Here is a 26,209-nt window from a genome sequence, read left to right as displayed (position 1 = left end):
TAAGGAGACAGATCATGTTCGGATTTCCCCACTGGCAGTTGAAATCGACCTCCACAGAAGCTGGCGTGGTCGCGCCGGATGAACGACTCCCGCTCGGGCAGACGATGGTGATGGGCGTCCAGCACGCGGTCGCCATGTTTGGCGCCACGGTATTGATGCCGATGCTGATGGGACTGGATCCCAACCTCTCTATTCTGATGTCGGGTATCGGTACCCTGCTGTTCTTTTTTGTCACCGGCGGGCGCGTGCCCAGCTATCTGGGATCAAGCGCCGCCTTTGTCGGCGTGGTGATCGCCACCACCGGGTTTAACGGCCAGGGAATCAACCCCAACCTGAGCGTGGCCCTCGGCGGCATCATCGCCTGCGGTCTGGTATATACCCTGATAGGTCTGGTGGTAATGAAGATCGGCACGCGGTGGATCGAACGCATGATGCCTCCAGTTGTCACCGGCGCGGTGGTGATGGCGATTGGCCTGAACCTTGCGCCGATTGCAGTGAAAAGCGTCTCCGGCTCGCCGTTTGAAAGCTGGATGGCCGTCGTGACCGTGCTGTGCATCGGCCTGGTGGCGGTGTTTACGCGAGGCATGATCCAGCGGCTGCTGATCCTGGTCGGTTTGATTTTCGCCTGTCTGGTCTACGCCGTGCTGGCGAACGTTTTTGGTCTGGGCAAGCCGGTTGATTTTACCCTGCTGCATCAGGCCGCCTGGTTCGGCCTGCCGAAAATCACCTCGCCCACCTTTAACACCCAGGCGATGATGCTTATCGCACCGGTGGCGGTGATCCTGGTGGCGGAAAACCTGGGTCACCTGAAGGCGGTCGCGGGGATGACCGGGCGCAGTATGGACCCGTACATGGGCCGCGCTTTCGTCGGCGACGGGCTGGCGACCATGCTCTCCGGTTCCGTCGGCGGCAGCGGCGTTACCACCTATGCCGAAAACATCGGCGTGATGGCGGTAACCAAAGTCTATTCGACGCTGGTCTTTGTCGCGGCGGCGGTGATGGCGATGCTGCTCGGCTTCTCGCCGAAGTTCGGCGCGCTGATCCACACCATTCCGTCACCGGTCATCGGCGGGGCCTCAATCGTGGTGTTTGGGCTGATCGCGGTGGCCGGCGCGCGTATCTGGGTGCAGCATCGGGTCGATCTCAGCCAGAACGGCAACCTGATTATGGTGGCCGTCACGCTGGTGCTGGGCGCAGGCGATTTTGCCCTGACGCTGGGCGGGTTTACGATCGGCGGGATTGGCACGGCAACCTTCGGCGCGATCCTGCTTAACGCCCTGCTGAGCCGCCGGATGGCCGCTGCGCCGCAGGGCGAGGTGGTGCGTCAGGATTCGTGATTTAACGTCGCGCTGTCATCTTCTGGCAGCGCGTTTTTCTTCCGCTTGAGCTTCAGCTCGCTCACCAGCACCCCGGCGACAATAAACGCCGCGCCCACCAGGGCCAGCAGCGGCAAACGCTCGCCGGCGAGTCGCCCGAAAATGCCTGCCCAGACCGGCTCACCGGTGTAGATCACCGTTGCCCGCGTCGGCGAGACACTGCGCTGCGCCCAGTTCATGGTGACCTGGATAATGGCGCTGAAGATACCCAGCCCCAGTGCGACCACTACCAGACCGGTGGACATCTGCGGCACGGACTCCCCTGCCGGAACCATCGTCGCAAAGGCCACCAGCGACGCCGTGGCGAGCTGCACCACCGTTACGCGTTTGACGTCGACCTTGCCCGCCCAGGCGCTAATCAGAATAATTTCCGCCGCAATGGCGATCGCCCCAATCAGGGTAATGATTTCGCCCGGCCCCAGCGCCAGCAGGTTATTTTCCGGCCCGGCCAGCAAAATCAGACCGATAAACGCCAGCACGATGCCAATACAGGACATCAGCCCCGGCAGCCGGCCCAGGCACAGCCACTGCAGCAGCGGCACCAGGGGCACATACATGGCGGTGATAAATGCGGATTTGCTGCTGGAGATGGTCTGCAATCCCCACGTCTGGAGGCTGTAGCCCATCGCTATCGCCACCCCAATCGCCACGCCGGCCTTAAGCTCTTTCAGCGTCAGCCCCCTCAGCGTTTTAAGCGAAATTAGCCCCACGGCAAGCGCCGCCGTCGCAAAGCGCAGGCCAACAAAAAAGAACGGATCGCTGAGGGTCACCGCGTACTGAACGGCCAGAAACGTCCCGCCCCAGAACATGGTGATGAGAATGAGGATGGCTTCCTGCGGTTTAACGGAGAATTTGAAGCGTGAGACAGACATGCGACACCAGAAAGAGAAAACAATTCTGTAGTGTGCGTTGCCTTTGGTTACAGTTCAATGTTGCAGAAATAAAAAAACCGCCGGGAGACCCCGGCGGCAGAGGTTCAACCCGGCGTATTACTTACTGCTGCCGTGGCTGTTTTTCCCCCCTTTTTTACCAGCTTCTGATGCGCGCTGAGGGTCATTTTTAAAATTGCCCCCGCTGTGCTGGCCACCTTTACGACCTGCTTCTGATGCTCTTTCACGGTCTTCAGCGAAATTACCTGAACCACCACGATGGTTTGCCATCTCTAACCTCCAGAGTGTGAAACATTAGACATCATATTGCATTCAGTAAAAGAGGATTCTTTCACCTCGCGGCGCAAGGACGACGCCTCAATCTGTGCCGCGTGAAACTAAGCTTAGTGGACTGAGGCTGTCCGGCAAGCCACAGGTAATATCCTGCAACATGATCTCAGTCTTTCAGGTGAGATGACGCGGCGGGGATGCATAAGCCTTTCTTATCATTTTAAAAATCCGCACCGGGAAAGTTGTATCATTTTGCTACAAAGCCATTTTTCTACTCATGTTGTTATAAATCAAATAAATGGCGTTCATTTTTGCAGTCTGGCCGTGATGGCATATCTTTAAAAGAGCGCAGCGATCCGCTGTCAGAGAAACCAACGAGGAGTGAAGCAAAATGGCAAAAGTTCTGGTGCTCTATTATTCCATGTATGGACACATTGAAACCATGGCTCACGCGGTAGCAGAAGGTGCAAACAGGGTTGACGGCGTTGAGGTTGTGGTGAAACGCGTACCGGAAACCATGCAGGCGGAAGCCTTCCTGAAAGCCGGGGGGAAAACGCAAAACGCCCCGGTCGCCACCCCGCAGGAGCTGGCGGATTATGATGCCATTATCTTCGGCACCCCGACCCGCTTCGGCAATATGTCAGGCCAGATGCGCACCTTCCTCGATCAAACCGGCGGGCTTTGGGCATCCGGCGCGCTCTACGGCAAACTCGCCAGCGTATTCAGCTCAACCGGCACCGGCGGCGGTCAGGAGCAGACGATTACCTCAACCTGGACTACCCTTGCTCATCACGGGATGGTGATTGTGCCGATTGGCTACGGCGCGCAGGAGCTGTTTGACATTTCCCAGGTGCGTGGCGGTACGCCGTACGGCGCAACCACCATTGCCGGTGGTGATGGCTCACGTCAGCCAAGCAATGAAGAACTGTCTATCGCCCGCTATCAGGGTGAATACGTCGCGGGTCTGGCCAAAAAACTGAACGGCTAACACCCAACAGGAGGACAAGCATGCCAACTCAAGAATCCAAAGCTCACCACGTGGGCGAATGGGCAAGTTTACGCAACACCTCTCCGGAGATTGCCGAAGCTATCTTTGAAGTCGCGAAATACGATGAAAAGCTGGCCGAGCAGATTTGGGAGGAAGGTAACGATGAGGTGCTGGTGCGCGCCTTCGAAAAAACGGATAAAGACTCGCTCTTCTGGGGCGAGCAAACCATCGAACGTAAAAACGTCTAAGCGTTTCCCCCCGCCGCAGCGGGGGGGTCTCTCTTACTTCGCCGCGTTATTCATCACCGCATTGAATTTATCAACAGGACAGAAGCCGTTCGCATCTACCGGGCAGCCTTTCAGCTCCAGCGTCACGCGCTGTGCAGGCGACTGCAGCGACAGCACGCTGGCGTTGCGCAGCTGCTCTGAGCTCTGATAGACATACTCAATTTTCATCAGCTCCTGGTTGGCATTTTTGTCATGCCAGCGCTGGAAGACAATCTTGCCGCCGATCGGGGTACGTTCCTGCTGATCGTGCAGCTGATACGGTTTGAAATCCAGGGCCGTCAGCAGGGAAGCAATGTTCGAATCATGTCCCACCAGCAGGGTGATCTTAGGCGCTTTAGCCTGGTCGGTGACCAGCGTTTTATCGATATATTTCACCAGCGGCTTCGCTACGTTTTGCGCCACCTCGGTTGAGGTAAACAGCGAGTCCTGATAGCCGTTCTTCAGCTTCGACAGCACGCGCCACTGCTGGTCGGTTTTGATTTCTCCCCAGGCCACCTGGTCGGCCGGGAAGCCTTCGTAATACTGCAGCGTAAACGCGTCCACCAGCGAGTTACCCACCTTCAGCGGCCCGGATACGCCAGGCTCTTTTTCATAGTCGGCGCTGAAGGTATCTTTTGCGTCCGCCAGAGAGCAGACTTTTTTCTCTTTGCAGGACGGCGAATCGGCGTAGTTAGTCATCTGCTCAAGCAGCTTATAGCTTTCGCCAAGCTGCATTTTCTGCCGCTCGGTCTCCATCGCCTTGAGCGCTTTTTCGCGGAATTCCGGCGAGTTATCGGTAATCACCGGGTTGAACGTCGGGTCCATGGTGCCCATTTTTTCCTGATGGTGCACGGGCACATCGCAGCCCGGGAACGCGCCGGTAATGAAGAACTGCGCGGTGGCGACGGTACGCTGCAGGCTGTTGGCGTAAGCATAAACGCTATCCGCCGCTGGACATTCTCCCGTCTTCACCATCCCCTGCTGCGCCAGCCACTCGCGCATGTAATGGCCCATATAGAGTTCCAGCACGCCACCTTTGGTGGTGAGCTGACCGCCCGGCACCTCCCACTCCGGCCACTGCTTCGGCGTGGACTGCTCCAGCACGCTGCCGTTATTAGCGAGCGGCGCGCGCAGGTTATGGCGACTCATGATTAAAACTTGCTCCAGCTGATACCCTTCCGGCGTCTCTTGCGCCTGCACGCCAAACGTTGCTGAAATGGAACCGGCGACTGCCAGCGCGAGTAGTGCTTTTCTCATCCCTAATTCCTCACTCGTTTTAAAATGTCGCGTTCAGTGTGACAGATTCGTGACAATTTTCCGGGAAGCATTTCTCAAACTGATGATTAACATGCTTACGACGCGTGCAGATTAGTTTTATAATAAAACCACACCCCACCGGAGAATTCGCTGTGAAACGTACCCGCCTTGAAGAGAGCACCTGCCCCGTCGCCCGTTCGCTGGATATTATAGGCGACTGGTGGTCGCTGCTGATTGTTCGCGACGCGCTACGCGGGATTAAACGCTTCGGCGAGTTCCAGAAAAGCCTCGGTATCGCAAAAAATATGCTGACTACGCGGCTAAAACTGCTGGTCGACGAGGGCATCCTCCGGCTTCAGCCCGCGTCTGACGGCAGCGCCTGGCAGGAGTATGTCCTGACCGATAAAGGGCGCGCCCTGCAAACGGTGCTGGTTGCCCTCTCCCAGTGGGGCAACGAGTTTTTGTTCGCGGAAAACGAATGCGGCACCGTGCTGGTCGATACCGAACAGCGCAAACCTCTGCGTAAACTGGCGCTTATCGCCGACGACGGGCGCGAACTGACGCCTGAAGAGATCGTGGCTAAACTCCCCTCCTGACCGTTCCCGACGGCAAAAGCACAAATTGCTCGCAAATATGGTTGCATTATAAAACCAAATAGCAGAGAGTTTATTCAGTTTCATATTGAAACCAAATAACCCACTTTGCTTTGAGGTAACACACGATGACTACGCAAATCACCACAGCCCTGATTACGGGTGCCTCTTCCGGGATCGGTGCCGTCTATGCTGACCGCCTTGCCGCGCGCGGCGCTAACCTGGTGCTGGTCGCCCGTCGCGAGGATCGCCTGAAAATCCTCGCCGCCGACCTTCGCGCGCGCTATGGCGTGGCCGTCGATATTCTGGTTGCCGATCTCACCGATGAAGCCGGGATCCGCGCCGTGGAAGAAGAGCTGCGCAGCAATACCGCCATTGATACGCTCGTTAACAACGCGGGCACCGCGCAGATGGCACCGTTCCTCGCGGGCGAGGTGGCGCAGCATCAGGCCATCAATACCCTGAACACCACGGCGCTGATGCGTCTGACCTACGCCATCCTGCCGCGCCTGGCGCAGAACAATCGCGGCACGCTGATCAATATCGCGTCCGTGCTGGCCCTGCACGTCCGGGCGGGCAGCGCGCTTTACAGCGCCACCAAGGCGTGGGTATTGAGCTTTACACGTGGGTTACAGGAAGAATTTGCCGACAGCAACGTGCGCATTCAGGCCGTACTGCCTGCCGCCACGGCGACTGAAATCTGGAGCCATTCAGGCGTCACGGTGGACGATCTGCCGGAAGGATCGGTGATGACCACCGACGATATGGTGGATGCGTCGCTGGCGGGTCTGGATCAGGGTGAACCGATCACCATCCCGCCGATGCATGACGCTGGCCTGTGGGATCGCTACGAAGCGGCGCGCCTTGAGCTGTTCAACAGCGCGCGCACCGGCATTCCGGCACCGCGCTACGTAAAACAGTAGCCTAACGCTCAAGCTGGTCGCCGTACTCGCTCATCCAGGCGGCCAGCGGGGAGAGTGCGTCCTGCAGGGTTAACCCCAGCTCGGTTATCTGATACTCCACGCGCGGCGGGATCTCCGGGTAGACCGTCCGCGTCACCAGCCCGCGCTGCTCAAACAGGCGCAGCTGCTTCGTCAGCTCTTTCTGGGTGATGGGGGCTGCGGCCCGCAGCAGATCGCCAAAGCGTACGGGCGTATTAAAGACAATCAGGCGATAGAGAATGGGGATCGCCCATTTACCGGAAATCAGGTTCACAAACTGCGTCATCGGGCAGGTATAGGCCTCAGATTTTTTTTCACAGCACACCTCCAGCATTTCTGCCATAGCACACCTCTTGCCTCTTTAGTATCCATTTGGTACCTGGTTTCCTTTCGATACTAACGTTTCTATAGTGCTTTCTCCAGTGACATTTCAGGAGAAGAATATGGGTCGTTTAACAGATAAATATACGCTGATTACCGGCGGCACCAGTGGCATCGGTCTCGCCACCGCGCAGGCGTTTATCGCCGAAGGCGCGCGCGTCGCCGTGACCGGGCGTAACCCGGACACCCTCGCCGAAGCAGAACGCATTCTTGGCGATAAGGCCTGGGTAATCCCAACCGATGCGGGCGATATCTCGTCGCAAAAAGCCCTGGCGGAAACCCTCGCCGCCCGCTGGCCGCGCCTGGACGCGGTGTTTCTCAACGCCGGCGACGTAACGCACGCGCCGCTGGAAGAGTGGCGGGAAGAGACCTGGGATCGCCTGATGGGCATCAACCTGAAGGGACCGTTCTTTTTGATTCAGGCGCTGCTACCGCTGCTGAATAACCCGTCGTCGGTGATCCTCTGCGGCTCCGTGAGCGCGCGCATCGGCCTGCCCACCAGCAGCGTGTATGCCGCGAGCAAGGCCGCCCTGCTGTCGCTGGCGCGCACGCTCTCGGCGGAACTGCTGCCGCGCGGGATACGCGTCAACGGCATGAGCCCCGGTCCGGTGGAGACCCCGGCGTTTACCAAAACGGGCTTAAGCGACGAGGCGCTTAACGCGATGATGGCGGAAATCATCAAGCTGGTGCCGCTCGGCAGAATGGGCTCAACGGCGGAGCTGGCAAAAGCCGCGCTCTATCTGGCGTCCGACGAGTCGAGCTACACGGTGGGAACCGAGCTGCTGGTGGACGGCGGAATGGGGAGCCTGTAACTCAAAAGGCGCTGATGCCGGTGACCGCGCCGACATACAGCGCCGCCCACGCGCAGGCGGAAAGCAGGCTGACGAGGTAGACCTTAACTGCGTTCAGCCTGAGCATACCCGCTGCCAGCGGCACGATGTAACGCAGCACCGCCAGAAAGCGCGACGTAAACAGTGCGATGACGCCGTTCTTTTGCAGCTGATGCTGTACCCGAAAAAACGTAGCGGCATGCTTCGACGTAAAGCGCGCGACCAGCCGGGTGTGCCCCATCAGCTGCCCTAAGTGGTAGTTCAGCACCGATCCCGCCGTTGCCCCCATCACTACGGCCAGCCATGCCAACGCAGGATGCATGCTTCCCTGGCTGACGGTAATGCCCGCCAGCAGCATCACCGAGGCGGGCGGCAGCACGGAGGAGATCAGCACAGTCGATTTACTCAGCGCCATCACAAATAACAGCGCGAAAAGATGTGCCGGATACAGCGCAAAATGATTCAGCAGATTATCAAGCCACGCCATTCTCTCTCCTCCGTTAATTATTTAATCCTCCATTTAAAATGAATAAACCTAAATAAACCCTCAACGCTTTATTAATAATATTTATCTAAACCGTTCTTAAACATTATTTAATTTCCTGAGCGGTAAATTTAAACAGGCGTATTATTTTCCTCGTTTTACAACGATCTCGTTATGGCGAGGCTCCTGTACAAATACACGTTATCGCTCTGGTAGGTTCGAGAGAACCGGCACAGGGTAAAACAGGCACTGTCGAATCAAGGCTTTGTCAGTATAACTTCCCTCACGGGATACGGTGTACAGTGCTGAACCCAGGACGTGGGGATCTCCTCTTCGACATGCCCTGTCTTGCTCGCCCCTGAGAGATGTTATTATTCAAAGGGAATTCACTATGTCTTACGCTATTCACAATCAAAACCTGGCATTCAATGACAGCGCTGTCGCGCAATATATGAATACCGATTTTATTGTCCTCGATATTTCATTATGCGTAGCGCTGGCGCGCGAGCAATTCTTCGAAAAATTAAAAGACGACGATATTCCGTCTTATATTTTTATTGAAGACAATGGTCGCCTGGCGGGCATGATTGCCGTGCGTAAATTGCTGCAAACCGCCGACACGGTCCAGCCGGTGAAATCGCTGATGATTTCGCAGTTTTTGCAGGTCAAACCGGAGGATGAACGTGCCGACGTTGCCGGACTGCTGGCGCACGGCGGCGCGGATGTGGTGCCTGTGGTCACCCACGGCAAGCTAGTCGGCTGCCTGACGGAGCGCGAAATCGCCCATCTGCTGGAAGATGACGTCACCGAAGACGCCCAGCTTCAGGGGGCGACGCTACCGCTGGAGAAGCCCTATCTGGATACCAGTCCGTATAGCCTGTGGAAGAAACGCTCCGTCTGGCTGCTGCTGCTTTTTGTCGCAGAAGCCTACACCAGCTCGGTGATCCAGCATTTCGAAGAGGCGCTGGAGTCCGCCATCGCGCTGGCGTTTTTTATTCCGCTGCTGATCGGCACGGGCGGCAACAGCGGGACGCAGATCACCTCCACCCTGGTGCGCGCCATGGCGCTGGGGGAAGTGCGTCTGCGCGACGTTGGCCGCGTACTACGTAAAGAGATGACCACCTCGCTGATGATTGCCGCCACGCTCGGTATCGCCGGGTGTATCCGCGCCTGGATGATGGGGATTGGGCTGGAGATTACGCTCATCGTCAGCCTGACGCTGGTGTGCATTACGCTCTGGAGTGCGATTGTGTCGTCCGTCATTCCGATGGTGCTCAAGCGCTGCGGCATTGACCCGGCTGTCGTCTCCGCGCCGTTTATTGCGACGCTTATCGACGGTACCGGGCTGATTATCTACTTTAAGATCGCGCAATATACGCTGGGGCTGGAGTAACGCGGTCCGCCAGCTGGATCACCGCTCGCGAAAACGCCTCAATCGCCAGGGCGACATCTTCAGCCATCACCGATTCCGCCGGATGGTGGCTGACGCCCCCTTTGCAGCGCACAAACAGCATGCCGACCGGCCAGCGTTCCGCGATGGCAATCGCATCGTGGCCCGCACCGCTGGGTAGCGATAGCGAGCGACCCTGTACCGATTTGACCGCCTCCTCCAGCACGTTTTGCAGGTGGGTATCGCACGGCGTGGCGGCAATGCGGTAAAACTCCTCGGCGCTGAAGTCCAGATTGCGGCGCGATGCGATCGCCTGCGCATGCTCCAGCAGCTCGTTAAGCAACCGATCCAGCGGCGCATCCTGCGGGCCGCGAATATCCAGCGAGAGCTGAACCTCGCCGGGGATCACGTTCACCGCCCCCGGCAGGCAGCGCAGTTCGCCAACCGTCGCCACCAGGTTTCCGCCCTGCTGTCGTGTAGCGTTTTCAATGATGACCATCCACTCGGCGGCGGCGGCCAGCGCATCCCTGCGGTGGTGCATCGGCACGGTTCCCGCGTGCCCGGCCTCGCCGGTAAAGCGGCAGTTCAGACGACGCGCGCCGTTAATGGCTTGCACCACGCCCAGGGCGAGCGCCTCCTGCTCAAGGCACGGCCCCTGCTCAATATGCAGCTCCAGATAGGCGCTGAAATCCTCCTGACGGCGCGCGGCATGCAACACGCGTGCAGGATCGAGCCCCACCAGGGTCATCGCCTGCGCCACGCTGATTCCGCTGGCGTCGGCTTTCTCCAGCCAGCCCTGCGGCCAGGTGCCGGTGATGCCCCGGCTGCCTAACAGCGTAATGCCGAAGCGGGTCCCCTCTTCGTCGCAAAAGCCGACAATCTCGATGGCCTGCGCCAGATGCACACCCTGCTGGTGCAGGCTGTCCACCACCTCAATGGCGGCAAGCACGCCGAGCATACCGTCGTAGCGCCCGGCATTGCGCACGGTATCAAGATGCGAGCCGAGCAGCACCGCCTGCGCCCCTTCCTGCGCGCCCTCATAGCGTCCACAGATGTTGCCCACGCTGTCCTGCCAGACGGTCATGCCCGCCTGGCGCATCCACTCTCCGACCAGCTGGTTAGCCTGCAGATGCTGCGTGGAGAGATAGACCCGCGTCAGGCCGTCCGGGGTTTCGCTGATGGCGGCCAGCGCGTCGGCGCGCGCCATCACCCGCTCTGCCGCCGGGCTCATTGCGGCGTCTCGCGGCGATAGTGGTCCCACGCGGCCTGCATGGCGGCCCCCTGCGTGGTGGAGAATTTCAGGTAGTTGAGCACCGACTCCAGCGCGCTCAGGGTGGTCATCACGCAGTCCTTGCGTGCGTTGTAGCCCATGGTGCCAATGCGCCAAACTTTGCCGTGCAGCGGGCCAAACGAGGTGCCGATTTCAATCCCGAAATCCTCCAGCATCAGCTTACGCACTTGGTCACCGTTGACGCCCTGCGGTATCACCACGCCCAGCACGTTGTTCATCTTGTGCTTCAGGTCGCCGAAGGTCTCCAGCCCCATCGCCTGAATGCCCTTCAGCAGCGCATCGCCGTGCAGCCTGTGGCGAGCGATGCCGTTATCCAGCCCCTCCTGCAGGATCAGACGCGCGCACTCGCGGGCGCCAAACAGCGCGGTGGTGGCTTCGGTGTGGTGGTTAAGACGTTCCGGCCCCCAGTAGTCCATCACCATGCCGAGATCGAAGTAGTTGGAGTAGATCATCTCCTCGTCGCCGTCGCGGTGGGCGTCGGTGCGTATGCCTTCCTCAACGCATTTGCGGCGGCGGATCGCCTCCTCCATGCGCGCGCTCAGGGTGATCGGCGAGGTGCCAGACGGGCCGCCGAGGCATTTCTGCATCCCGGCCGAGACGGCATCCAGCCCCCAGGCATCGGTCTCCAGCGCGTTACCGCCGAGCGACGCGGTGGCATCGGTGTAAAACAGCACGTCGTAGCGGCGGCAGATCGCGCCCAGCTCGGCGAGCGGCTGCAGCATGGTGGTGGAGGTGTCGCCCTGCACGGTCAGCAGCAGGCGCGGACGAATACGCTTAATCGCATCCTCGACTTGGTCCGGGGTAAACACCTCGCCCCACGGCACCTCGATGGTATGCACCTCCGCGCGGCAGCGGCGGGCAATTTCGCACAGCAGGTGGCCAAAGCGGCCAAAGACCGGCACCAGCACCTTATCTCCCGGGCGGATGGCGGAGACCAGAATGGCTTCAATTCCCGCGCGGGAGGTGCCGTCCACCAGCATCGTCCAGCGGTTTTCGGTGCGGAATACGCCGCGATAGAGCGCCATCACCTCGTTCATGTAGTGGGTCATGGCCGGATCGTACTGCCCGATCAGCTGGCTCGACATGGCGCGCAGCACGCGCGGGTCGGCGTTGATCGGGCCCGGCCCCATCAGCAGGCGCTGCGGCGGGTTGATTTGCGGAAAGTGTGCGATATCCATTGTTAAGTCCTTATCAGTTGAGGCCGCGCACGGAGGAGATGAACTGCTTCAGTTCCGTGGTCTGCGGGTTGGCGAACAGCGTTTTGCTGTCGCCCTGCTCCCAGACTTTCCCCTGGTGCATAAACACCACGCGGTCGCCCACTTCGCGGGCAAAATTCATTTCATGGGTAACCAGTATGAGCGTCATCCCCTCGGCCGCCAGCTGCTCCAGCACTTTGAGCACTTCGCCCACCAGCTCCGGGTCGAGCGCGGAGGTGATCTCGTCGCAGAGCAATACTTTCGGCGACATGGCCAGCGCGCGGGCAATCGCCACGCGCTGCTGCTGGCCGCCGGAGAGGCTCGACGGGTAGTAATCCAGACGATCGCCGAGGCCAACCTTCTCCAGCATGCGCTGCGCCAGCTCGCGGCATTCGGCGGCGCTTTTCTTCAGCACCCGACGCGGGGCGAGCATCACGTTTTCCAGCGCCGTCATGTGCGGGAACAGGTTGAAGCTCTGGAACACCATCCCCACCGAGCGGCTGATTTCACGCGCCTGGGAATCCCGGTCGGTAATGGTCATGCCGCCCAGCTTGATGCTGCCGTCCTGATAGCCTTCCAGACCGTTAATGCAGCGCAGCAGCGTGCTTTTGCCCGATCCGCTGCGCCCGATAATGGAGATCACCTGGCCCATGTCGATATCCAGATCGACGCCCTTGAGCACGTGGTTATCGCCGTAGTACTTCTGCACCTGATTAATGGTGATGAGAGGCATTGAATTTCGTCTCCAGATAGCGGCTGTAGCGCGACAGCGGATAACACAGAATAAAGTAGCCGAGCGCCACCAGCGCAAAGACCTTAAACGGCTGATACGTCACGTTGGTCAGCATCGTCCCGGCCTTGGTAAGCTCGATAAAGCCGATAATCGACGCCAGCGCGGTGCCTTTGATCACCTGCACGGCAAAGCCGACCGTCGGCGCGATGCCGATGCGCAGCGCCTGCGGGGCAACGACGCGAAACAGGGTCTGGCCGAAGGTCAGCCCCAGGCAGCGCGACGCTTCCCACTGCCCCTTCGGTAAAGCGCGAATGCAGCCGTTCCAGATATCGAGCAGAAACGCGCTGGTGTAAAACGTCAGCGCCAGCGAGGCGGCGGTCCACGGCGAGACGTCGATGCCGAACAGCGCCACGCCGAAGAAGGCCAGGAACAGCTGCATCAGCAGCGGCGTGCCCTGAAACAGCTCAATATAGCCGCGGATAATGCGCTTCACCGTGCGCCCGCCCGTCAGGCGCAGCAGCAGGAGCGGCAGCGTTACCACCGCCCCGCCGACGAACGCCACCAGCGACAGCAGCACCGTCCAGCGTCCGGCCAGCAGCAGGTTGCGAATAATGTCCCAGTCGGTAAAGGTGGTCATCATGCCTGCACCCCCAGCCATTTGCGTCCTGCCGCCATCATCAGCTGGCGCAGGGTAATCGACAGCGCCAGGTAAATCCCGGTTGTCACCAGATAAACCTCAAAGCTCAAAAACGTTCTGGACTGGATCAGGTTGGCGGCGAAGGTCAGCTCTTCATAGGAGACCTGCGACACCACCGAGGAGCCGAGCATCACGATGATGCACTGGCTCACCAGCGCCGGGTAAATGCGCTGCAGCGCGGGCGGCAGCACCACGCGAATAAAGGTCTGCAGGCGGGTGAGCCCCAGCACGCGTCCGGCTTCCCACTGCCCTTTCGGCGTGACCTGAATGCCCGCGCGGATAATCTCGGTGCTGTAGGCGCCCAGGTTTACCACCATGGCCAGCAGCGCCGCTTCACCCGCCGTCATCTTCAGGCCAAGATTTGGCAGGCCGAAGACAATGAAAAACAGCTGTACCACAAACGGCGTGTTGCGGATGATCTCCACGTAGCCGCCCCAGATCCGGCTGAACCAGGTCGTGCGTCCGCTGCGGATCGCCGCCCCGAAAATCCCTATCGCCAGCCCGCCGACGGTCGCCATCACCGTCAGCTGAACGGTGACCCACAGCCCTGCAAGCAGCTCTGGCCAGTGCGGCCAGAGCGCGGAGAAATCAAGTTGCTCAGTCATCGGCTCAGGCGCCAAGGTTTGCCGGCAGCGGGGCCTTCAGCCATTGCTCAGACAGGCCGTTTAGCGTGCCGTCCTTGATGCCCTGCTCAATCAGCGCATCCACTTTTGCCTTCAGGGCCGGTTCGTTTTTCTTCAGGCCAATAAAGCACGGCGAATCTTTCAGCATAAAGCTCGGCACCGGGGCTTTATCCGCGTTCTGGCGCGAAATGGCCGCCACCACGAGGTTACCGGTTGCCACGTACTGCACCTGCCCCGACAGGTAAGCGGAGAGCGTGGTGTTATTGTCTTCGTAGCGCTTCACGTCCGCGTCTTTCGGCGCCAGTCCAGTCAGCACCATGTCCTCCACCGCCCCGCGCGTCACGCCGATGGTTTTTCCGCTCAGCGCGGCGGCGTCCTTCAGCTCGGCCCCTTTTGGACCAAACACGCCAAGGAAGAACGGCGCGTAGGCGCGGCTGAAGTCGATCACCTTCTCGCGCTCCGGGTTTTTACCGAGGCTGGAAATGACCAGGTCCACCTTATCGGTTTGCAGGTACGGCACGCGGTTGGCGCTGGTCACCGGCACCAGCTGCAGTTTGAGCTTCATCTGTTTAGCCAGATAGCGCGCCATATCGATGTCGTACCCCTGGGGCTGCAGATCGGTCCCCACCGAGCCAAACGGCGGGAAGTCCTGCGGAACGGCAATACGGATAGTACCGCGCTTCTCGATATCCTGTAGCTGGTCAGCCTTTGCCGGCAGCTGCGTGAAAAGGCATGCTGCCCCGGCCAGTGCAATCAACAATTTTTTCATGGTGCTTCCCCGTAACGTTAACATGAAACAAAAGATTCTTTGAATGTGATTTTGCAACTAATGTGCCAGATAAGGCGAAGCGGGAAATATTCTTGTAAAGCCTGATAAAATGCGGACGGGGCGGAAATGCTCTCCATTTTCGCCCCGCCATTACGCACCATTTTAATGCAAAGCACCAGCCTGATGCCCCATTATCGTTGTTCGAGCTCGTCCAGCTGCTGATAGAGGGAGGCAATCTCGTGAATGCGCGGACGGCCTTTATCGAGGATCTCATGCAGGAAGGCGTTCGCCAGCAGGTTGATCAGACTGTTAACCGAGGAATAGCTGTCATAGGCCGAGACGCTATCCAGCGGGGCGCAGAGCTGCCAGCTGGCGAACGGAAACAGGCTGTGGGCCTGCGGCTCGCACATCAGCAGCACCGGAATACCGCTGCTCTGAAGCTGCTGCATCAGCGGGCGGATAATGCGCGGACGGCGGCGGAAGGCCATCATGACCACCAGATCCTCCGGCGTTAAGTCCACCAGCTCCTCGCTCAGGCTCTGCCCCGGCTGCGGCAGGACCAGCACCTGACCGCGCGCCTGCAGCAGCTGCTGGCGCAGGTGGAGCGCCGCCGGATAGGCGTTACGCATGCCGATAATAACGATGCGCCGCGCCTTCACCATGCAGGCCATGGCGTCGGCAAACTGCTGCGCGTCGAGGGCATTGACCCACTGGGTCAGGTTTGCCATCTCCTGCTTGTAGTGGCGTGCCAGCAGCGTGTTGCCCTGCACCGCGTCGCGATTATCGGTGAGCGGCATCCCGCTCTGGCGCAGGGTGCGCAGCTCTTCGCGCATATCCTTATATTTCTCATAGCCCAGACGCTTAAACAGACGGCTCACCGTGGCTTTCGATACCCCGCTCAGCTGCGCCAGCTCGGCGCTGTTGTAGCTAATAAGATCGTCAAAATGATCAAAAATAAAGTCCGCCACCCGCTGCTCCTGCGGCGACAGCGACGGGTATTGTGCTTTCAGACGTTCATCCAGTTGTTCCATAGCGCCTCTGTAACTTTTGTTTCATCACATTTTGGTTTTCATTCTACCTTTCATTATACGTGCCAGTTTACTGAAACTTTTCTTTCAGAACTGGAACAGCTTTTGCAGCGCCTTGTGACTTTCAGGGTTACGAGGACTCTTCATGCAAAGTAATGTCTCCACACACGGTATGGCGGTTGCGCCCCACCACCTCGCCAGCCAGAGCGCGCTGACGGTGCTACGCGAAGGCGGCAGCGCGATAGAAGCGATGGTCGCGGCGGCGGCCACCATCGCCGTGGTTTACCCGCATATGAACGGGCTGGGCGGCGATGGCTTCTGGCTTATCGTACCGCCGGAAGGCGACCCCATCGCCATTGACGCCAGCGGCGCGGCGGGATCGCACGCGACGCTGGCCGCCTACGACGGGCTCACGCAGATCCCCCATCGCGGACCGCAGGCGGCGCTAACCGTCGCCGGCACGGTCAGCGGCTGGGACGAGGCGCTGAAGGTTTCCCGTGCGATGACCGGCAAGTCGCTGCCGCTGGCCCGCCTGCTGGCCGACGCCATTGACTACGCGCAGAACGGCACGCCGGTCACGGCCTCTCAGGCTCACGCCACTGCCAGCAAGTTCGACGAGCTGAAGGATGTGCCGGGCTTCGCGGAAACCTGGCTGGTCGACGGCAAGCCGCCGCAGGCCGGGAGCCGCTTTTATCAGCCCGCCATGGCTGCAACCCTGAGGCGCCTGGCGGAAGACGGTCTGGACAGTTTTTATCGCGGCCCGCTGGCGGACGTGCTGGCGCACGGCATGGAGACGCTGGGCCTGCCCGTTACGCTGGCCGATTTACACGCCCACGCAGCCCGACGCACCGCGCCGCTTAAGCTGCAGCATCAGCAGGGAGAGATCTTTAACCACGCTCCGCCGACGCAGGGGCTGGTCTCGCTGGCGATACTCGGCATCACCGACCGCCTGAACATGGCGGAGGCCGACGACGCCGAAACCCTTCACCGCATCGTTGAAGCCACCAAGCTGGCCTTTGGCCTGCGCGATGCCCACATCACCGACCCGCGCGAGCTGAAAACCGATATTCAGGATCTGCTGGATCCCGCCGCTCTGCAGGCGCTTGCCGACAGGGTTGACGACGGCCGGGCCGCACCGTGGGGAACCGGAAAAGGCCCCGGCGATACGGTGTGGATGGGGGTGATAGACAGCAGCGGGCTTGCCGTGTCGTTTATCCAGAGCCTTTATCACGAGTTCGGCAGCGGCGTTGTCCTGCCCGATACCGGCATCGTCTGGCAGAACCGCGGCGCATCTTTCAGCCTCGATCCTGCCCATCTTCTGGCCCTCGCGCCGGGCAAACAGCCGTTCCACACCCTGAACCCGGCGGCGGCGCGTCTGAAGGACGGTCGCGTGATGGTCTACGGATCGATGGGCGGCGACGGACAGCCGCAAACCCAGGCCGCGATCTTTACCCGCTACGCGATTCAGGGCGTGCCTTTACAGGAGAGCATTTCCCGCCCGCGCTGGCTGCTGGGGCGCACCTGGGGACAAACCTCGGACACCCTAAAGCTTGAAGGACGTTTTTCACCCGAGACGGTCGTGCGCCTGCGGGCACTCGGTCACGAGGTGGAGCTTTTCCCTGACTTTAGTGAAGCCATGGGCCACGCGGGCGCGATTGTCCGCCACCCCAACGGGCTGTTCGAAGGGGCATTTGACCCGCGCAGCAACGGCGCGGCCGCCGGATTCTGAGGAGAAAAAAAATGACGACACACCAACCCGACTGGCAGGCATACCTGGCGCAAATGGAAACTGTACTCGGCGTGACGCTGGATGACGCCCGCCGCGCCGAGCTGCAGCTGCAGTTCAGCCGCATAGCCACCATGGCCGCCCCGCTGATGGCGCTGCCGCTCGACGACCGTCTTGAGATCGCAGGAGTATATAAAGCATGACGCTACACGAGATGAGTATCAGCGCTATTCAGCAGGCGCTGAGCGCTGGGGAGCTGAGCGCTCGCGAGATCGCCCGACAGACGCTGGAGGGGATTGCGCGCGTTAACCCGCAGATCGGCGCCTGGACAGCCGTGACGGAAGCACGCATGCTCGCCGAGGCCGACAATATCGATACCCTGCGACGGGAAAAGCGCCCCCTGCCGCCGCTGGCGGGCGTGCCCTACGCGGTAAAAAATCTGTTCGACGTTGCCGGTCACACCACCCTCGCAGGAGCCGAATTGTTCAGCCAGCGCCCTGCCGCCGCCGCTGACAGTTTTGCGGTGCGCCAGCTGCGCAGCGCGGGCGGGCTGCTGACCGGGATGGTCAATATGGACGCCTACGCCTACGGCTTTACCACCGAGAACAGTCACTACGGCACGACGCGTAACCCGCACGACCTGGCGCGCATTGCGGGCGGGTCGTCCGGCGGTTCAGCCGCCGCGGTGGCCGCCGGGCTGGTGCACTTTTCGCTCGGCACCGACACCAACGGCTCGATTCGCGTTCCGGCCTCCCTGTGCGGTATCTATGGCCTGAAGCCCACCTTTGGCCGCCTGTCGCGATCCGGCAGCCATCCGTTTGTCGCGAGCCTGGATCATATCGGCCCCTTCGCCCGCCGCGTGTGCGACCTGGCGTCCGTGTATGATGCGCTGCAGGGACGGGATACCAGCGACGGTTTTCAGGCCGAGTGCTCCCGGGAACAGACGCGCCCCCTGCTCGATCGTGGGCTTGATAGCCTGCGCTGCGCGGTGCTCGGCGGCTATTTCACCACCTGGTGCGACGCAGACGCCAGAGCCGCCGTGGCGCGGGTAGCGAAAGCGCTCGACGTGCAGGATGAGCTGCAGTTCCCTGACGCCGAGCTGGCGCGTTCGGCGGCGTTTATCATCAGCGCCTCCGAAGGGGGAAATCAATACCTGCCCGCGCTTCGCCATGAACCGGCGCGTTTTGAGCCGCACTCTCGCGAACGGCTGCTCGCCGGGGCGATGATCCCCTCAGCCTGGTATATTCAGGCCCAGCGGTTTCGCGCTCACGCCCGGCAGGCGTTCAAAACCTTATTTGCGCAGGCGGACGTGCTGATCGCCCCGGCCACTCCGCGCAGCGCCACGCTGGCGGGCGCGCAAACCATGGAAATCAACGGTCAGCTGCTCCCCATTCGCGCCAGCATGGGGATGCTGACCCAGCCGATTTCGTTTTTGGGCCTGCCGGTGACCACCGTTCCCCTGCGCACCGCGCAGGGTGCGCCCATCGGCCTGCAGCTGATTGCCGCGCCGTTTAACGAGCAGGCCTGCCTGCGCGTCGCGCGGGTTCTGGAAGAGAGCGGCATCACCGATGCCCGTCCGGCGGAGATAGCAGCATGATGAATCACGATGACATTAACCTCCCGTGGGTGGTTGCCGAGGTGACCGCCGCGTTTTACCGCTATGAGGACGCGCTGGTAAGCAACAACGTTGCGGTGCTGGACGAGCTGTTCTGGCACGACAAAAACACGGTGCGTCTCGGAGCGGGTGAAAACCTGTACGGGATTGATGAAATCCGCGCCTTTCGGGCGGCGCGCCCGTCCGCCGGATTGCAGCGGACGCTGCGCCACACAGTGATTACCACCTTTGGGGAGGATTATGCCGTGTGCAGCACCGAGTTTACCCGCGCGGGGACGGAACGCATTGGCCGCCAGCAGCAGACGTGGGTACGGTTTGCCTACGGGTGGCGGATCGTGGCGGCGCAGGTGAGTTTGATGTCGTAGTCGTAGGCCGGGTAAGGCGCAGCCGCCACCCGGCTAAAGACGGCTCAGTTATTTCTGAAACGGATGCACCTCCCGCCAGTGGTCGGCAATCTGCTGGCGGGTACAGACCCACACCCGCTCGTGCTGCTGCACATAATCCAGGAACTTCTGCAGCGCGCGAAAACGCCCCGGTCTGCCCAGCAGGCGACAGTGCATGCCGATGGACATCATCTTCGGCGCGCTTTCCCCCTCTTCGTACAGCACGTCAAAACTGTCCTTCAGGTAGGTATAGAACTGCTCGGCCGTGTTAAACCCCTGCGCGGTCGCGAAGCGCATGTCGTTCGCATCCAGCGTATACGGCACAATCAGGTGCGGCTTGCGGGTGCCGTCGCTGCAGGCCACTTCCGTCCAGAAGGGCAAATCGTCGCCGTAGTAGTCGCTGTCGTAGTCAAAACCGCCGTGCTCCACCACCAGCTGGCGCGTGTTGGGGCTGTCGCGCCCGGTGTACCAGCCCGCTGGCGGCTTGCCGAACAGGTCGGTCAGAACGTGCACCGCCTTATGCAGGTGTTCGCGCTCCTGACTGATGTCCATGTTTTGATAATGGATCCAGCGCCAGCCGTGGCTGACCACGTCGTAATCCGCGGCTTTGATCGCCTCAACGATCTCCGGGTGTCGCGCCAGCGCCATCGCCACGCCAAAGACCGTCAGCGGCAGGCCGCGCTTTTGAAATTCATTGTGGATCCGCCAGAACCCGGCGCGGCTGCCGTATTCGTAGAGGGAGTCCATCGACATGTGCTTATCCGGGTAGCTGGCCGCGCCGATAATGTCCGACAGGAACTGCTCGGATCCGGCATCGCCGTGCAGAACGTGGTTTTCCGCCCCTTCCTCATAGTTGAGCACAAACTGCACGGCGATGCGCGCCTGATTCGGCCACCGCGCGTGCGGCGGGTTGCCCGCGTAGCCGCGCAAATCCCGCGGATAATCCTGTTCAAAAAGCCCCATTGCCACCCCCAAAAATTAAAATGGATTCAATGCCTGAAAATGCCCGCTTAACGGTTTGTTCTCCGGGAATGCCAGATCCCCGTGCTTGCTGGTCGACAGCCCCAGCGCCACCAGCGATTCCACCATCTTCACCGCCGCGCTGACGCCGTCGATCACCGGCACGCGCAGCTCGCGGGTCAGCTCCTGCGCCAGCGTCGCCATGCCGCCGCAGCCCAGCACGATGGCGCCACAGCCATCCTCTTTCAGCGCCTGTATACAACGCGCGCGCACTTTTTCCTGCGCCAGACCGCTGCCATCCTCCAGCGCGAGCACCGGAAGGTCGATGGCGTGCAGCTCCGCGCAATGGTCCTGAAAGCCATACTGGTGCAACAGATGACGGGCAATAATCAGCGTGCGCGGCAGCGTGGTAACCACCGAAAAACGCGTCGCCACCAGCGTCGCCATGTGCATCGCGGCTTCGGCAATGCCGATAACCGGCCCCTGGGCCAGCTCGCGCGCCGCCAGCAGGCCCGGATCGCCAAAGCAGGCAATCACGTGACCCGACACGCCCTGTTCCCTGCCTTTTTTGATCTGTTCCAGCACACCGACGGCGGCGATGGCCTCATCAAAGTGGCCTTCTATGGACGGTACGCCCGCGCACGGGCAGACCGCGAGGATCTCCGTCCCCGGCGCCGCCACCGCGCGGGCCGCCGCGCCGATGGTTTCCGTCATGGCGAGGCTGGTGTTGGGGTTGATCACTTGTATACAGACAGACATTACGACTCCTTGTGGCCGGCAAACAGCCGGGCAAAATCAGGCAGGCACTCGCCCGCCCGCTCGAAGCAGAGGCTGGCGACGATATGTTCAAAATGGAGCATGAGGGCATCGCTTAATGGCTCAAGCGCCTTCTGGCGCAGCAGATCCACAAGCTGTTCGTGATCGTTGCAGCGGCAGCCCTGACGCCACGGCGCGCCCCAGGTGGCAATCACCAGCGAAGAACGCTGGCTCAGGCTGGTCACCATCTCAGTGAGCACCTGGTTGCCGGAGATGGCCTGCAGCTGAATGTGGAAATTGGCGGAGTGGCGAATCGCCGCCGGGCCGTCATAGGCCTCGTGCGCCTGCTGCTCCTGGCGAATAATGGTCTCCAGCGCGGCAAGGTGCGGCGGCTGGCAGTGCGCCAGCACGTCCGGAAGGTTAGCGACCTCCAGCAGCGCGCGGGTGCGAAAGATGTGTCGCGCCTCTTCCACCGTCGGGCTGGCGACGTGTGCACCACGCTTGGGCGTCAGGGTGACCATTTGCACAGCGGCGAGTCGTTGAAGCACCTTGCGGATGCCCGTGCGGCTTACGCCAAACACCTCGGCCAGCGCCTCTTCCGGCAATTTGCTCCCCGGCAGCAGCTGATGTTCGACAATCGCGGTCATCAGCGCCTGAAAGATCGATTCGTCTTTGTCATGCAGGTCTGGCGCGGTCTGCAGGGCGTTTATGTTGTTCATTCACCACTCCGTCTTTTACTCTTCGTTATCAAATCGTATACATAAAAATAAAATATTGCATACAAGATTTATTATTTTGGCCTGGATCCTGCAACACCGTTTGCACTCCCGCTTAACGGGTTTTCATTCACAGGAGCAGGTTTCATGCCAAACAGTCAAAACGCACAGCAAGGTACGGCCGCTGATTCCGGTGCGGTTTACAGCCCACGTCTTTGCAATGAGGATCTGGCACCGACGCGTGACCAGAACTGGAGCTGGTACAATATCTTTTCGTTCTGGATGTCGGACGTTCACAGCATGGGGGGTTATGTTGTCGCCGCGAGCTTCTTTACGCTCGGGCTGGCAAGCTGGCAGGTGCTGCTCTGCCTGCTGGTGGGGATTTGCATCGTGCAGCTGTGCGCCAACCTGGTGGCCAAACCAAGCCAGATGGCTGGCGTGCCCTATGCGGTGATCAGCCGTCAGGCGTTCGGCGTCTTCGGAGCCAATATTCCGGCGGTGATCCGCGGGCTGATTGCCTTCGCGTGGTACGGCATCCAGACCTATCTTGCCGCCAACGCCCTGATGCTGGTGGCGCTGAAGTTCTGGCCATCGCTCTCTTCGCTCACCGCCGGCGCGTTCCTGGGCCTGTCTCATCTGGGCTGGATCTGCTTCGCTATTATGTGGGTCCTGCAGGCGATGGTCTTCTGGCACGGCATGAGCGCCATCAAGCGCTTTATTGATATCGCCGGTCCAGCGGTCTACGTGGTGATGCTTGCCCTCGCAGGCTGGATTGTATACAAGACCGGTTTTGACGGGATCTCCTTTACCCTCGCCAGCAAATCCCTGAGCGCGGGCGAGCAGACCTGGCAGATGATCACCGCGACCGCGCTGGTGGTGTCTTACTTCTCCGGCCCGCTGCTCAACTTTGGCGACTTCTCCCGCTACGGAAAAAGCATGGGCGAGATCCGCCGCGGCAACCGCTGGGGCCTGCCGTTTAACTTCCTGCTGTTCTCCATCGTCACCGTAGTCATTGTCTCCGGCACCCAGTCGCTGTTTGGCCGCATGATCACCGACCCGATTGAGACCGTCAGCCGCGTGGGCAACGATCTGGCCGTGGCGATTGGCCTGCTGACGATGATCACCGCCACCATAGGGATCAACATCGTGGCAAACTTCGTCTCGCCGGCGTTTGATTTCTCTAACTGCTCGCCGCAGAAAATCAGCTTCCGCACCGGAGGGATGATTGCCGCCGTCGGCTCGATCCTGCTCACCCCGTGGAACCTGTTCAACTCGCCGGAGCTTATCCACTACACCCTGGACGTGCTCGGGGCGTTCATCGGCCCGCTGTTCGGCATTCTGATTGCCGACTTCTACCTGATTAAGCGCGGCAAGGTGTCGGTTGACGATCTGTTCGACGACACGCCAAAGGGTAAATACTGGTACCGCAACGGCTTTAACCCGAAAGCCATTGGCGCGCTGATCCCATCCGTTGCCGTGGGCCTGGTGATTAGCTTTATCCCGGCCCTGCATGAGGTGGCGAACTTCAGCTGGTTTATCGGCGTCTTCCTCGGCGGCGTGACCTACCGCTGGCTGGCGCGGGAAGATCGTGAGACGGCGGACGCGACGTCGTTCAGCTCCCGCGTGGCAACGCAAAAAGAGTAACCCTCGTCCTCCGGCCGCAGCTTATCTGCGGCCCTTTCATTCTGGCACCGTTCTTGCTGAGCCTTCTCACCCCCGCTACGCAAACTCGAAGGCAGGAACCATGATGGAATACCAGACTGCGATACGCGGTGCATTTTTTGATATTGCCCGGGTCTGCGACAGCGCAGACGCCATTGCTCAACACGCGCGCTACCTTGAGGACGGGCTGCTGTTTATACAGAGCGGAAAAATTCTGGCGCAGATGCCGTGGCAGGAGGGCGAGCAGTATCTTGACCCCCACAAGGGCTACACCGACCTGCGCGGCAGGCTGCTGCTGCCCGGTTTTGTCGACACCCACGTCCATTACCCGCAAACGGAGATGATCGGCGCCTTTGGCGAACAGCTGCTGGAGTGGCTGACCACCTACACCTTCCCGGTGGAAAGCCAGTTTGCCGATGAGGCCTACGCGAAAGAGATCGCCGAATTTTTCATACAGCAGCTGGTCAGCAACGGCACCACCACCGCGCTGGTGTTTTGCACGCTGCATCCGGAATCGGTCGAAGCGCTGTTTACCGAGGCCCTGCGCCTGAACATGCGCCTTATCGCCGGAAAGGTGATGATGGACAGACACGTGCCGGACTACCTGAGCGAAGACGCGAAGCAGAGCTACCGGCAGACGCGGGCGCTAATCCAGCGCTGGCACCACCGGGGACGGCTGGGCTATGCCATTACGCCGCGCTTTGCCCCGACGTCATCCCCCGAGCTGCTTGCGGCGGTCAGCCTGCTCAGAGAGGAGTTCCCGGACACCTGGCTGCAGACCCATCTGAGCGAAAACCCCAACGAAGTGGCCTGGGTAAGCGACCTCTGGCCGGAGCACGAGCGCTATCTGGACGTGTATCACCACTACGGCCTGACCGGCGAGCGCAGCGTGTTTGCCCACGCGATCCATCTGCACCACAGCGAGTGGCAGTGCCTGCATGACACCGGCTCGGCGGTGGCGTTTTGCCCCACCTCTAACCTGTTTCTCGGCAGCGGGCTGTTTCGCCTGCCCGCCTGCTGGCAGCACAGGGTGCGGATGGGCATCGGCACCGACGTTGGGGCGGGCACGACCTTCAGCATGCTGCGCACGCTGGGGGAAGCCTACAAGGTCGGCCAGCTTCAGAGCTACCGCCTGCGCGCCAGCGAGGCGTTTTACCACGCCACGCTGGGCGGCGCGCACGCCCTCCAACTGGACGATAAGATTGGCAACTTCACAACCGGCAAAGAGGCGGATTTTGTGGTCATCGATCCCGACGTGACGCCGCTGCAGCGCCTGCGCAATCGCCGCTGTCAGGATATCTACGAGCAGCTTTTTGTGCTGATGACCCTCGGCGACGAGCGCAACATCAGCGAGACCTGGGTCAACGGCGAGCAGGTGTGGTCAACTGCCCCGGTAGGTTGACCACCCGCCGGGGGCAATCACAAACGGCAGATGGAAATGCTCGTCTGCCATTTCTCCCGTCACAAAATCAATTTGCGCACTGGGATAGAGCGTGTCGCGACCGGTTTCGCTAAACCACGCCCCGATCTCCGCCACCAGCCGATAGCGACCTGCGGGCAGAGAGGGAGCGAACGCTGCGATGCGCCCCTGCGCGTTGGTCACGCCCGTGGCCAGCGTCTTCCCGTCCTGTTGCAGATGAACCGTTACGCCCTCCGCGGGCTTGCCCGTTGAGATATCGAGAATATGGGTGCTGAGTGTGCTCATTCGCTAACAACTCCTTCCAGCCGAAGCAGCGTAATTTCCCGCAGCTGTTCCAGCGCGGCACGGATTTCCTGCGCGTCGCTGTTCTCCAGCCGCGCGTGCAGGGCCCGCAATATCTCCTCGCCGCTGCGACCCTTCGCGCGGATCAGAAACACGCGTCCGAAGCGGGCCTCGTAGCGGGCATTCCCCTCGCGCAGCGCCTGGGCAAGGGCGCCATCGCGATCGTTCACAGCGCCCTGCTCCTGACGCGACAGCGCCGCCTCCGCCGCTGAACCCGCGGGCTTTTCCCCGATGCGCGGATGGGCGCTCAGGGCCTGCGCCAGCGCCGCTTCGTCCCAGTTTTGCGTCAGCGCGTTTGCCGTACTGAGTAATTCGTCCCGGCTGGCGTATGGCCGCCCCAGAGCCAGCGCGTCGGCCCAGCCGGGTATCGCCACGCAGGGCTGAAGCAGCGTAAGAGCATCTTTCTCAGGAAGCTGATTGAAGTCGTGCAGTGCGATCATAGTGTCTCCTTTATTATCCTTCTCCAGACTATTGCACAAACCACGCCACCCTGAACGCGGGCGTGAAACAGTCGATTCCGTATAGCTCAACTGGAAATTTTTGATTCATAAAAAGGCACGCCCACCGCGTTTACGCACCTTAGCAGTGCAAACGTCTCCCTTACAACGCCGTTTTCGCCACTCTGC

At 60.6% G+C, this 26,209-nt stretch carries 29 protein-coding genes, 1 pseudogene and 1 riboswitch; of the genes and pseudogenes, 13 read left to right on the top strand and 17 right to left on the bottom strand.

Features of this window, described 5'->3' with window-relative positions:
• Window positions 1–14: 14 nt before the first annotated feature.
• Complete coding sequence (rutG, locus tag AB3N39_RS07595; RefSeq protein ID WP_133294142.1) at window positions 15–1,337, top strand: pyrimidine utilization transport protein G; 1,323 nt, start codon at window positions 15–17, stop codon at window positions 1,335–1,337.
• Here the strand turns inward: rutG and AB3N39_RS07590 are convergent.
• Together AB3N39_RS07590 and AB3N39_RS07585 are read right to left on the bottom strand one after the other, a co-directional pair.
• Window positions 1,325–2,248 carry a DMT family transporter gene (locus tag AB3N39_RS07590; RefSeq protein WP_133294141.1) on the bottom strand — a complete coding sequence of 308 codons (924 nt, stop codon included), beginning with the start codon at window positions 2,246–2,248 and terminating at the stop codon, window positions 1,325–1,327. The genes rutG and AB3N39_RS07590 overlap by 13 nt on opposite strands.
• A gap of 117 nt (window positions 2,249–2,365) precedes the next feature.
• Complete coding sequence (locus AB3N39_RS07585) at window positions 2,366–2,536, bottom strand: general stress protein (protein ID WP_023311077.1); 171 nt, start codon at window positions 2,534–2,536, stop codon at window positions 2,366–2,368.
• Window positions 2,537–2,927: 391 nt separating this feature from the next.
• Here AB3N39_RS07585 and wrbA point away from each other — a divergent pair, with 391 nt between their 5' ends.
• Both wrbA and AB3N39_RS07575 read left to right on the top strand, forming a co-directional pair.
• Window positions 2,928–3,524, top strand: a complete 597-nt coding sequence (gene wrbA / locus AB3N39_RS07580; protein ID WP_023311076.1) for an NAD(P)H:quinone oxidoreductase — start codon at window positions 2,928–2,930, stop codon at window positions 3,522–3,524.
• Between the two features lie 20 nt (window positions 3,525–3,544).
• The gene (locus tag AB3N39_RS07575) at window positions 3,545–3,772 is read left to right on the top strand and encodes a YccJ family protein (RefSeq protein WP_008499832.1); all 228 of its coding nucleotides are present in this window, start codon (window positions 3,545–3,547) and stop codon (window positions 3,770–3,772) included.
• Window positions 3,773–3,805: 33 nt separating this feature from the next.
• On the opposite strand, the gene agp is transcribed toward AB3N39_RS07575, so the two are convergent.
• The gene (gene agp, locus AB3N39_RS07570) at window positions 3,806–5,047 is read right to left on the bottom strand and encodes a bifunctional glucose-1-phosphatase/inositol phosphatase (RefSeq protein ID WP_133294140.1); all 1,242 of its coding nucleotides are present in this window, start codon (window positions 5,045–5,047) and stop codon (window positions 3,806–3,808) included.
• 152 nt (window positions 5,048–5,199) lie between these two features.
• On the opposite strand from agp, the gene AB3N39_RS07565 reads away from it, so the two are divergent.
• Window positions 5,200–5,643, top strand: a complete 444-nt coding sequence (locus AB3N39_RS07565) for a helix-turn-helix domain-containing protein (RefSeq protein WP_111964502.1) — start codon at window positions 5,200–5,202, stop codon at window positions 5,641–5,643.
• 125 nt (window positions 5,644–5,768) lie between these two features.
• Entirely contained in the window at window positions 5,769–6,563 is a 795-nt protein-coding gene (locus AB3N39_RS07560) for an SDR family oxidoreductase (protein ID WP_248173411.1), read from the top strand.
• Between the two features lies 1 nt (window position 6,564).
• On the opposite strand, the gene AB3N39_RS07555 is transcribed toward AB3N39_RS07560, so the two are convergent.
• Complete coding sequence (locus tag AB3N39_RS07555) at window positions 6,565–6,924, bottom strand: helix-turn-helix domain-containing protein (RefSeq protein ID WP_023335206.1); 360 nt, start codon at window positions 6,922–6,924, stop codon at window positions 6,565–6,567.
• 100 nt (window positions 6,925–7,024) lie between these two features.
• On the opposite strand from AB3N39_RS07555, the gene AB3N39_RS07550 reads away from it, so the two are divergent.
• Window positions 7,025–7,774 (top strand): SDR family oxidoreductase, encoded by a 750-nt coding sequence (locus AB3N39_RS07550; RefSeq protein WP_133294138.1) that lies wholly within the window; start codon window positions 7,025–7,027, stop codon window positions 7,772–7,774.
• Window position 7,775: 1 nt separating this feature from the next.
• Here the strand turns inward: AB3N39_RS07550 and AB3N39_RS07545 are convergent, their stop codons facing one another.
• Entirely contained in the window at window positions 7,776–8,279 is a 504-nt protein-coding gene (locus AB3N39_RS07545; RefSeq protein ID WP_133294137.1) for a DedA family protein, read from the bottom strand.
• 158 nt (window positions 8,280–8,437) lie between these two features.
• A riboswitch (M-box (ykoK) riboswitch) is annotated at window positions 8,438–8,607 on the top strand.
• Between the two features lie 60 nt (window positions 8,608–8,667).
• On the opposite strand from AB3N39_RS07545, the gene AB3N39_RS07540 reads away from it, so the two are divergent.
• Window positions 8,668–9,669, top strand: a complete 1,002-nt coding sequence (locus tag AB3N39_RS07540) for a magnesium transporter (RefSeq protein ID WP_133294136.1) — start codon at window positions 8,668–8,670, stop codon at window positions 9,667–9,669.
• Here AB3N39_RS07540 and hpxK read toward each other — a convergent pair.
• The 7 genes from hpxK to hpxU all read right to left on the bottom strand — a co-directional run bounded on the left by hpxK (window position 9,635) and on the right by hpxU (window position 16,006).
• A complete protein-coding gene (gene hpxK / locus AB3N39_RS07535; RefSeq protein ID WP_325813313.1) occupies window positions 9,635–10,897 on the bottom strand; it encodes an allantoate amidohydrolase in 1,263 nt (420 codons plus the stop codon). The genes AB3N39_RS07540 and hpxK overlap by 35 nt on opposite strands.
• On the bottom strand, window positions 10,894–12,135 hold the full coding sequence (locus AB3N39_RS07530; RefSeq protein WP_136194660.1) for an alanine--glyoxylate aminotransferase family protein: 1,242 nt from the start codon (window positions 12,133–12,135) through the stop codon (window positions 10,894–10,896). The genes hpxK and AB3N39_RS07530 overlap by 4 nt, the downstream gene beginning before the upstream one ends.
• Before the next feature lie 13 nt (window positions 12,136–12,148).
• Entirely contained in the window at window positions 12,149–12,886 is a 738-nt protein-coding gene (locus AB3N39_RS07525; RefSeq protein ID WP_008499843.1) for an amino acid ABC transporter ATP-binding protein, read from the bottom strand.
• On the bottom strand, window positions 12,867–13,523 hold the full coding sequence (locus AB3N39_RS07520) for an amino acid ABC transporter permease (RefSeq protein ID WP_164850651.1): 657 nt from the start codon (window positions 13,521–13,523) through the stop codon (window positions 12,867–12,869). The genes AB3N39_RS07525 and AB3N39_RS07520 overlap by 20 nt, the downstream gene beginning before the upstream one ends.
• Window positions 13,523–14,188 carry an amino acid ABC transporter permease gene (locus AB3N39_RS07515; protein WP_111964571.1) on the bottom strand — a complete coding sequence of 222 codons (666 nt, stop codon included), beginning with the start codon at window positions 14,186–14,188 and terminating at the stop codon, window positions 13,523–13,525. Before AB3N39_RS07515 ends, AB3N39_RS07520 begins: the two co-directional genes overlap by 1 nt.
• A 4-nt stretch (window positions 14,189–14,192) precedes the next feature.
• On the bottom strand, window positions 14,193–14,975 hold the full coding sequence (locus tag AB3N39_RS07510) for a transporter substrate-binding domain-containing protein (RefSeq protein WP_023311064.1): 783 nt from the start codon (window positions 14,973–14,975) through the stop codon (window positions 14,193–14,195).
• 191 nt (window positions 14,976–15,166) lie between these two features.
• The gene (gene hpxU, locus AB3N39_RS07505; protein ID WP_136194658.1) at window positions 15,167–16,006 is read right to left on the bottom strand and encodes a MurR/RpiR family transcriptional regulator HpxU; all 840 of its coding nucleotides are present in this window, start codon (window positions 16,004–16,006) and stop codon (window positions 15,167–15,169) included.
• 142 nt (window positions 16,007–16,148) lie between these two features.
• Between hpxU and hpxW the strand changes: the two genes are divergently transcribed.
• The 4 genes from hpxW to hpxZ are packed head-to-tail and all read left to right on the top strand — an operon-like array spanning window position 16,149 to window position 19,709.
• A complete protein-coding gene (hpxW, locus tag AB3N39_RS07500; RefSeq protein ID WP_367897184.1) occupies window positions 16,149–17,732 on the top strand; it encodes an oxamate amidohydrolase in 1,584 nt (527 codons plus the stop codon).
• Between the two features lie 11 nt (window positions 17,733–17,743).
• The gene (gene hpxX / locus AB3N39_RS07495) at window positions 17,744–17,932 is read left to right on the top strand and encodes an oxalurate catabolism protein HpxX (RefSeq protein ID WP_045334723.1); all 189 of its coding nucleotides are present in this window, start codon (window positions 17,744–17,746) and stop codon (window positions 17,930–17,932) included.
• Window positions 17,929–19,326 (top strand): AtzE family amidohydrolase, encoded by a 1,398-nt coding sequence (locus AB3N39_RS07490; RefSeq protein ID WP_367897183.1) that lies wholly within the window; start codon window positions 17,929–17,931, stop codon window positions 19,324–19,326. The genes hpxX and AB3N39_RS07490 overlap by 4 nt, the downstream gene beginning before the upstream one ends.
• Window positions 19,323–19,709, top strand: coding sequence for an oxalurate catabolism protein HpxZ (hpxZ, locus tag AB3N39_RS07485; RefSeq protein ID WP_133294131.1), 387 nt, complete (start codon window positions 19,323–19,325; stop codon window positions 19,707–19,709). Before AB3N39_RS07490 ends, hpxZ begins: the two co-directional genes overlap by 4 nt.
• A 48-nt stretch (window positions 19,710–19,757) precedes the next feature.
• Here hpxZ and puuE read toward each other — a convergent pair whose 3' ends face one another.
• The 3 genes and pseudogenes from puuE to AB3N39_RS07470 all read right to left on the bottom strand — a co-directional run bounded on the left by puuE (window position 19,758) and on the right by AB3N39_RS07470 (window position 22,162).
• A complete protein-coding gene (gene puuE, locus AB3N39_RS07480) occupies window positions 19,758–20,657 on the bottom strand; it encodes an allantoinase PuuE (RefSeq protein ID WP_232057393.1) in 900 nt (299 codons plus the stop codon).
• A pseudogene (hpxA, locus tag AB3N39_RS07475) lies at window positions 20,575–21,446 on the bottom strand (allantoin racemase). The gene puuE and the pseudogene hpxA overlap by 83 nt, the downstream one beginning before the upstream one ends.
• Complete coding sequence (locus tag AB3N39_RS07470) at window positions 21,446–22,162, bottom strand: GntR family transcriptional regulator (protein WP_143344911.1); 717 nt, start codon at window positions 22,160–22,162, stop codon at window positions 21,446–21,448. Before AB3N39_RS07470 ends, hpxA begins: the two are co-directional and overlap by 1 nt.
• Window positions 22,163–22,306: 144 nt before the next feature.
• Between AB3N39_RS07470 and AB3N39_RS07465 the strand changes: the two genes are divergently transcribed.
• Together AB3N39_RS07465 and guaD are read left to right on the top strand one after the other, a co-directional pair.
• Window positions 22,307–23,803, top strand: coding sequence for an NCS1 family nucleobase:cation symporter-1 (locus AB3N39_RS07465; RefSeq protein ID WP_288460042.1), 1,497 nt, complete (start codon window positions 22,307–22,309; stop codon window positions 23,801–23,803).
• A gap of 100 nt (window positions 23,804–23,903) precedes the next feature.
• Window positions 23,904–25,223, top strand: a complete 1,320-nt coding sequence (guaD, locus tag AB3N39_RS07460) for a guanine deaminase (protein WP_367897182.1) — start codon at window positions 23,904–23,906, stop codon at window positions 25,221–25,223.
• Here the strand turns inward: guaD and uraH are convergent.
• Together uraH and uraD are read right to left on the bottom strand one after the other, a co-directional pair.
• Window positions 25,203–25,526, bottom strand: coding sequence for a hydroxyisourate hydrolase (gene uraH / locus AB3N39_RS07455; protein WP_136194651.1), 324 nt, complete (start codon window positions 25,524–25,526; stop codon window positions 25,203–25,205). The genes guaD and uraH overlap by 21 nt on opposite strands.
• Window positions 25,523–26,023 (bottom strand): 2-oxo-4-hydroxy-4-carboxy-5-ureidoimidazoline decarboxylase, encoded by a 501-nt coding sequence (gene uraD, locus AB3N39_RS07450; RefSeq protein WP_136194650.1) that lies wholly within the window; start codon window positions 26,021–26,023, stop codon window positions 25,523–25,525. The genes uraH and uraD overlap by 4 nt, the downstream gene beginning before the upstream one ends.
• Window positions 26,024–26,209 lie beyond the last annotated feature (186 nt).

The organism is Enterobacter vonholyi (assembly GCF_040834095.1).
GTDB lineage: Bacteria > Pseudomonadota > Gammaproteobacteria > Enterobacterales > Enterobacteriaceae > Enterobacter > Enterobacter vonholyi.
Note: the sequence above shows the minus strand (reverse complement) of the source record. Positions and strands in the feature narration are given on the sequence as shown.

What these genes read in the sequence shown, in the direction of transcription:
- AB3N39_RS07585 (WP_023311077.1), bottom strand. Translation starts at nt 2,536, where the DNA reads ATGGCAAACCATCGTGGTGGTTCAGGTAATTTCGCTGAAGACCGTGAA.
- AB3N39_RS07575 (WP_008499832.1), top strand. Translation starts at nt 3,545, where the DNA reads ATGCCAACTCAAGAATCCAAAGCTCACCACGTGGGCGAATGGGCAAGT.
- wrbA (WP_023311076.1), top strand. Translation starts at nt 2,928, where the DNA reads ATGGCAAAAGTTCTGGTGCTCTATTATTCCATGTATGGACACATTGAA.
- hpxX (WP_045334723.1), top strand. Translation starts at nt 17,744, where the DNA reads ATGACGACACACCAACCCGACTGGCAGGCATACCTGGCGCAAATGGAA.
- AB3N39_RS07530 (WP_136194660.1), bottom strand. Translation starts at nt 12,135, where the DNA reads ATGGATATCGCACACTTTCCGCAAATCAACCCGCCGCAGCGCCTGCTG.
- AB3N39_RS07590 (WP_133294141.1), bottom strand. Translation starts at nt 2,248, where the DNA reads ATGTCTGTCTCACGCTTCAAATTCTCCGTTAAACCGCAGGAAGCCATC.
- AB3N39_RS07545 (WP_133294137.1), bottom strand. Translation starts at nt 8,279, where the DNA reads ATGGCGTGGCTTGATAATCTGCTGAATCATTTTGCGCTGTATCCGGCA.
- AB3N39_RS07490 (WP_367897183.1), top strand. Translation starts at nt 17,929, where the DNA reads ATGACGCTACACGAGATGAGTATCAGCGCTATTCAGCAGGCGCTGAGC.
- AB3N39_RS07465 (WP_288460042.1), top strand. Translation starts at nt 22,307, where the DNA reads ATGCCAAACAGTCAAAACGCACAGCAAGGTACGGCCGCTGATTCCGGT.
- AB3N39_RS07510 (WP_023311064.1), bottom strand. Translation starts at nt 14,975, where the DNA reads ATGAAAAAATTGTTGATTGCACTGGCCGGGGCAGCATGCCTTTTCACG.
- rutG (WP_133294142.1), top strand. Translation starts at nt 15, where the DNA reads ATGTTCGGATTTCCCCACTGGCAGTTGAAATCGACCTCCACAGAAGCT.
- uraH (WP_136194651.1), bottom strand. Translation starts at nt 25,526, where the DNA reads ATGAGCACACTCAGCACCCATATTCTCGATATCTCAACGGGCAAGCCC.
- AB3N39_RS07560 (WP_248173411.1), top strand. Translation starts at nt 5,769, where the DNA reads ATGACTACGCAAATCACCACAGCCCTGATTACGGGTGCCTCTTCCGGG.
- hpxW (WP_367897184.1), top strand. Translation starts at nt 16,149, where the DNA reads ATGCAAAGTAATGTCTCCACACACGGTATGGCGGTTGCGCCCCACCAC.
- agp (WP_133294140.1), bottom strand. Translation starts at nt 5,047, where the DNA reads ATGAGAAAAGCACTACTCGCGCTGGCAGTCGCCGGTTCCATTTCAGCA.
- AB3N39_RS07520 (WP_164850651.1), bottom strand. Translation starts at nt 13,523, where the DNA reads ATGACCACCTTTACCGACTGGGACATTATTCGCAACCTGCTGCTGGCC.
- AB3N39_RS07470 (WP_143344911.1), bottom strand. Translation starts at nt 22,162, where the DNA reads ATGAACAACATAAACGCCCTGCAGACCGCGCCAGACCTGCATGACAAA.
- hpxK (WP_325813313.1), bottom strand. Translation starts at nt 10,897, where the DNA reads ATGAGCCCGGCGGCAGAGCGGGTGATGGCGCGCGCCGACGCGCTGGCC.
- uraD (WP_136194650.1), bottom strand. Translation starts at nt 26,023, where the DNA reads ATGATCGCACTGCACGACTTCAATCAGCTTCCTGAGAAAGATGCTCTT.
- AB3N39_RS07555 (WP_023335206.1), bottom strand. Translation starts at nt 6,924, where the DNA reads ATGGCAGAAATGCTGGAGGTGTGCTGTGAAAAAAAATCTGAGGCCTAT.
- AB3N39_RS07550 (WP_133294138.1), top strand. Translation starts at nt 7,025, where the DNA reads ATGGGTCGTTTAACAGATAAATATACGCTGATTACCGGCGGCACCAGT.
- hpxZ (WP_133294131.1), top strand. Translation starts at nt 19,323, where the DNA reads ATGATGAATCACGATGACATTAACCTCCCGTGGGTGGTTGCCGAGGTG.
- AB3N39_RS07515 (WP_111964571.1), bottom strand. Translation starts at nt 14,188, where the DNA reads ATGACTGAGCAACTTGATTTCTCCGCGCTCTGGCCGCACTGGCCAGAG.
- AB3N39_RS07540 (WP_133294136.1), top strand. Translation starts at nt 8,668, where the DNA reads ATGTCTTACGCTATTCACAATCAAAACCTGGCATTCAATGACAGCGCT.
- hpxU (WP_136194658.1), bottom strand. Translation starts at nt 16,006, where the DNA reads ATGGAACAACTGGATGAACGTCTGAAAGCACAATACCCGTCGCTGTCG.
- guaD (WP_367897182.1), top strand. Translation starts at nt 23,904, where the DNA reads ATGATGGAATACCAGACTGCGATACGCGGTGCATTTTTTGATATTGCC.
- AB3N39_RS07525 (WP_008499843.1), bottom strand. Translation starts at nt 12,886, where the DNA reads ATGCCTCTCATCACCATTAATCAGGTGCAGAAGTACTACGGCGATAAC.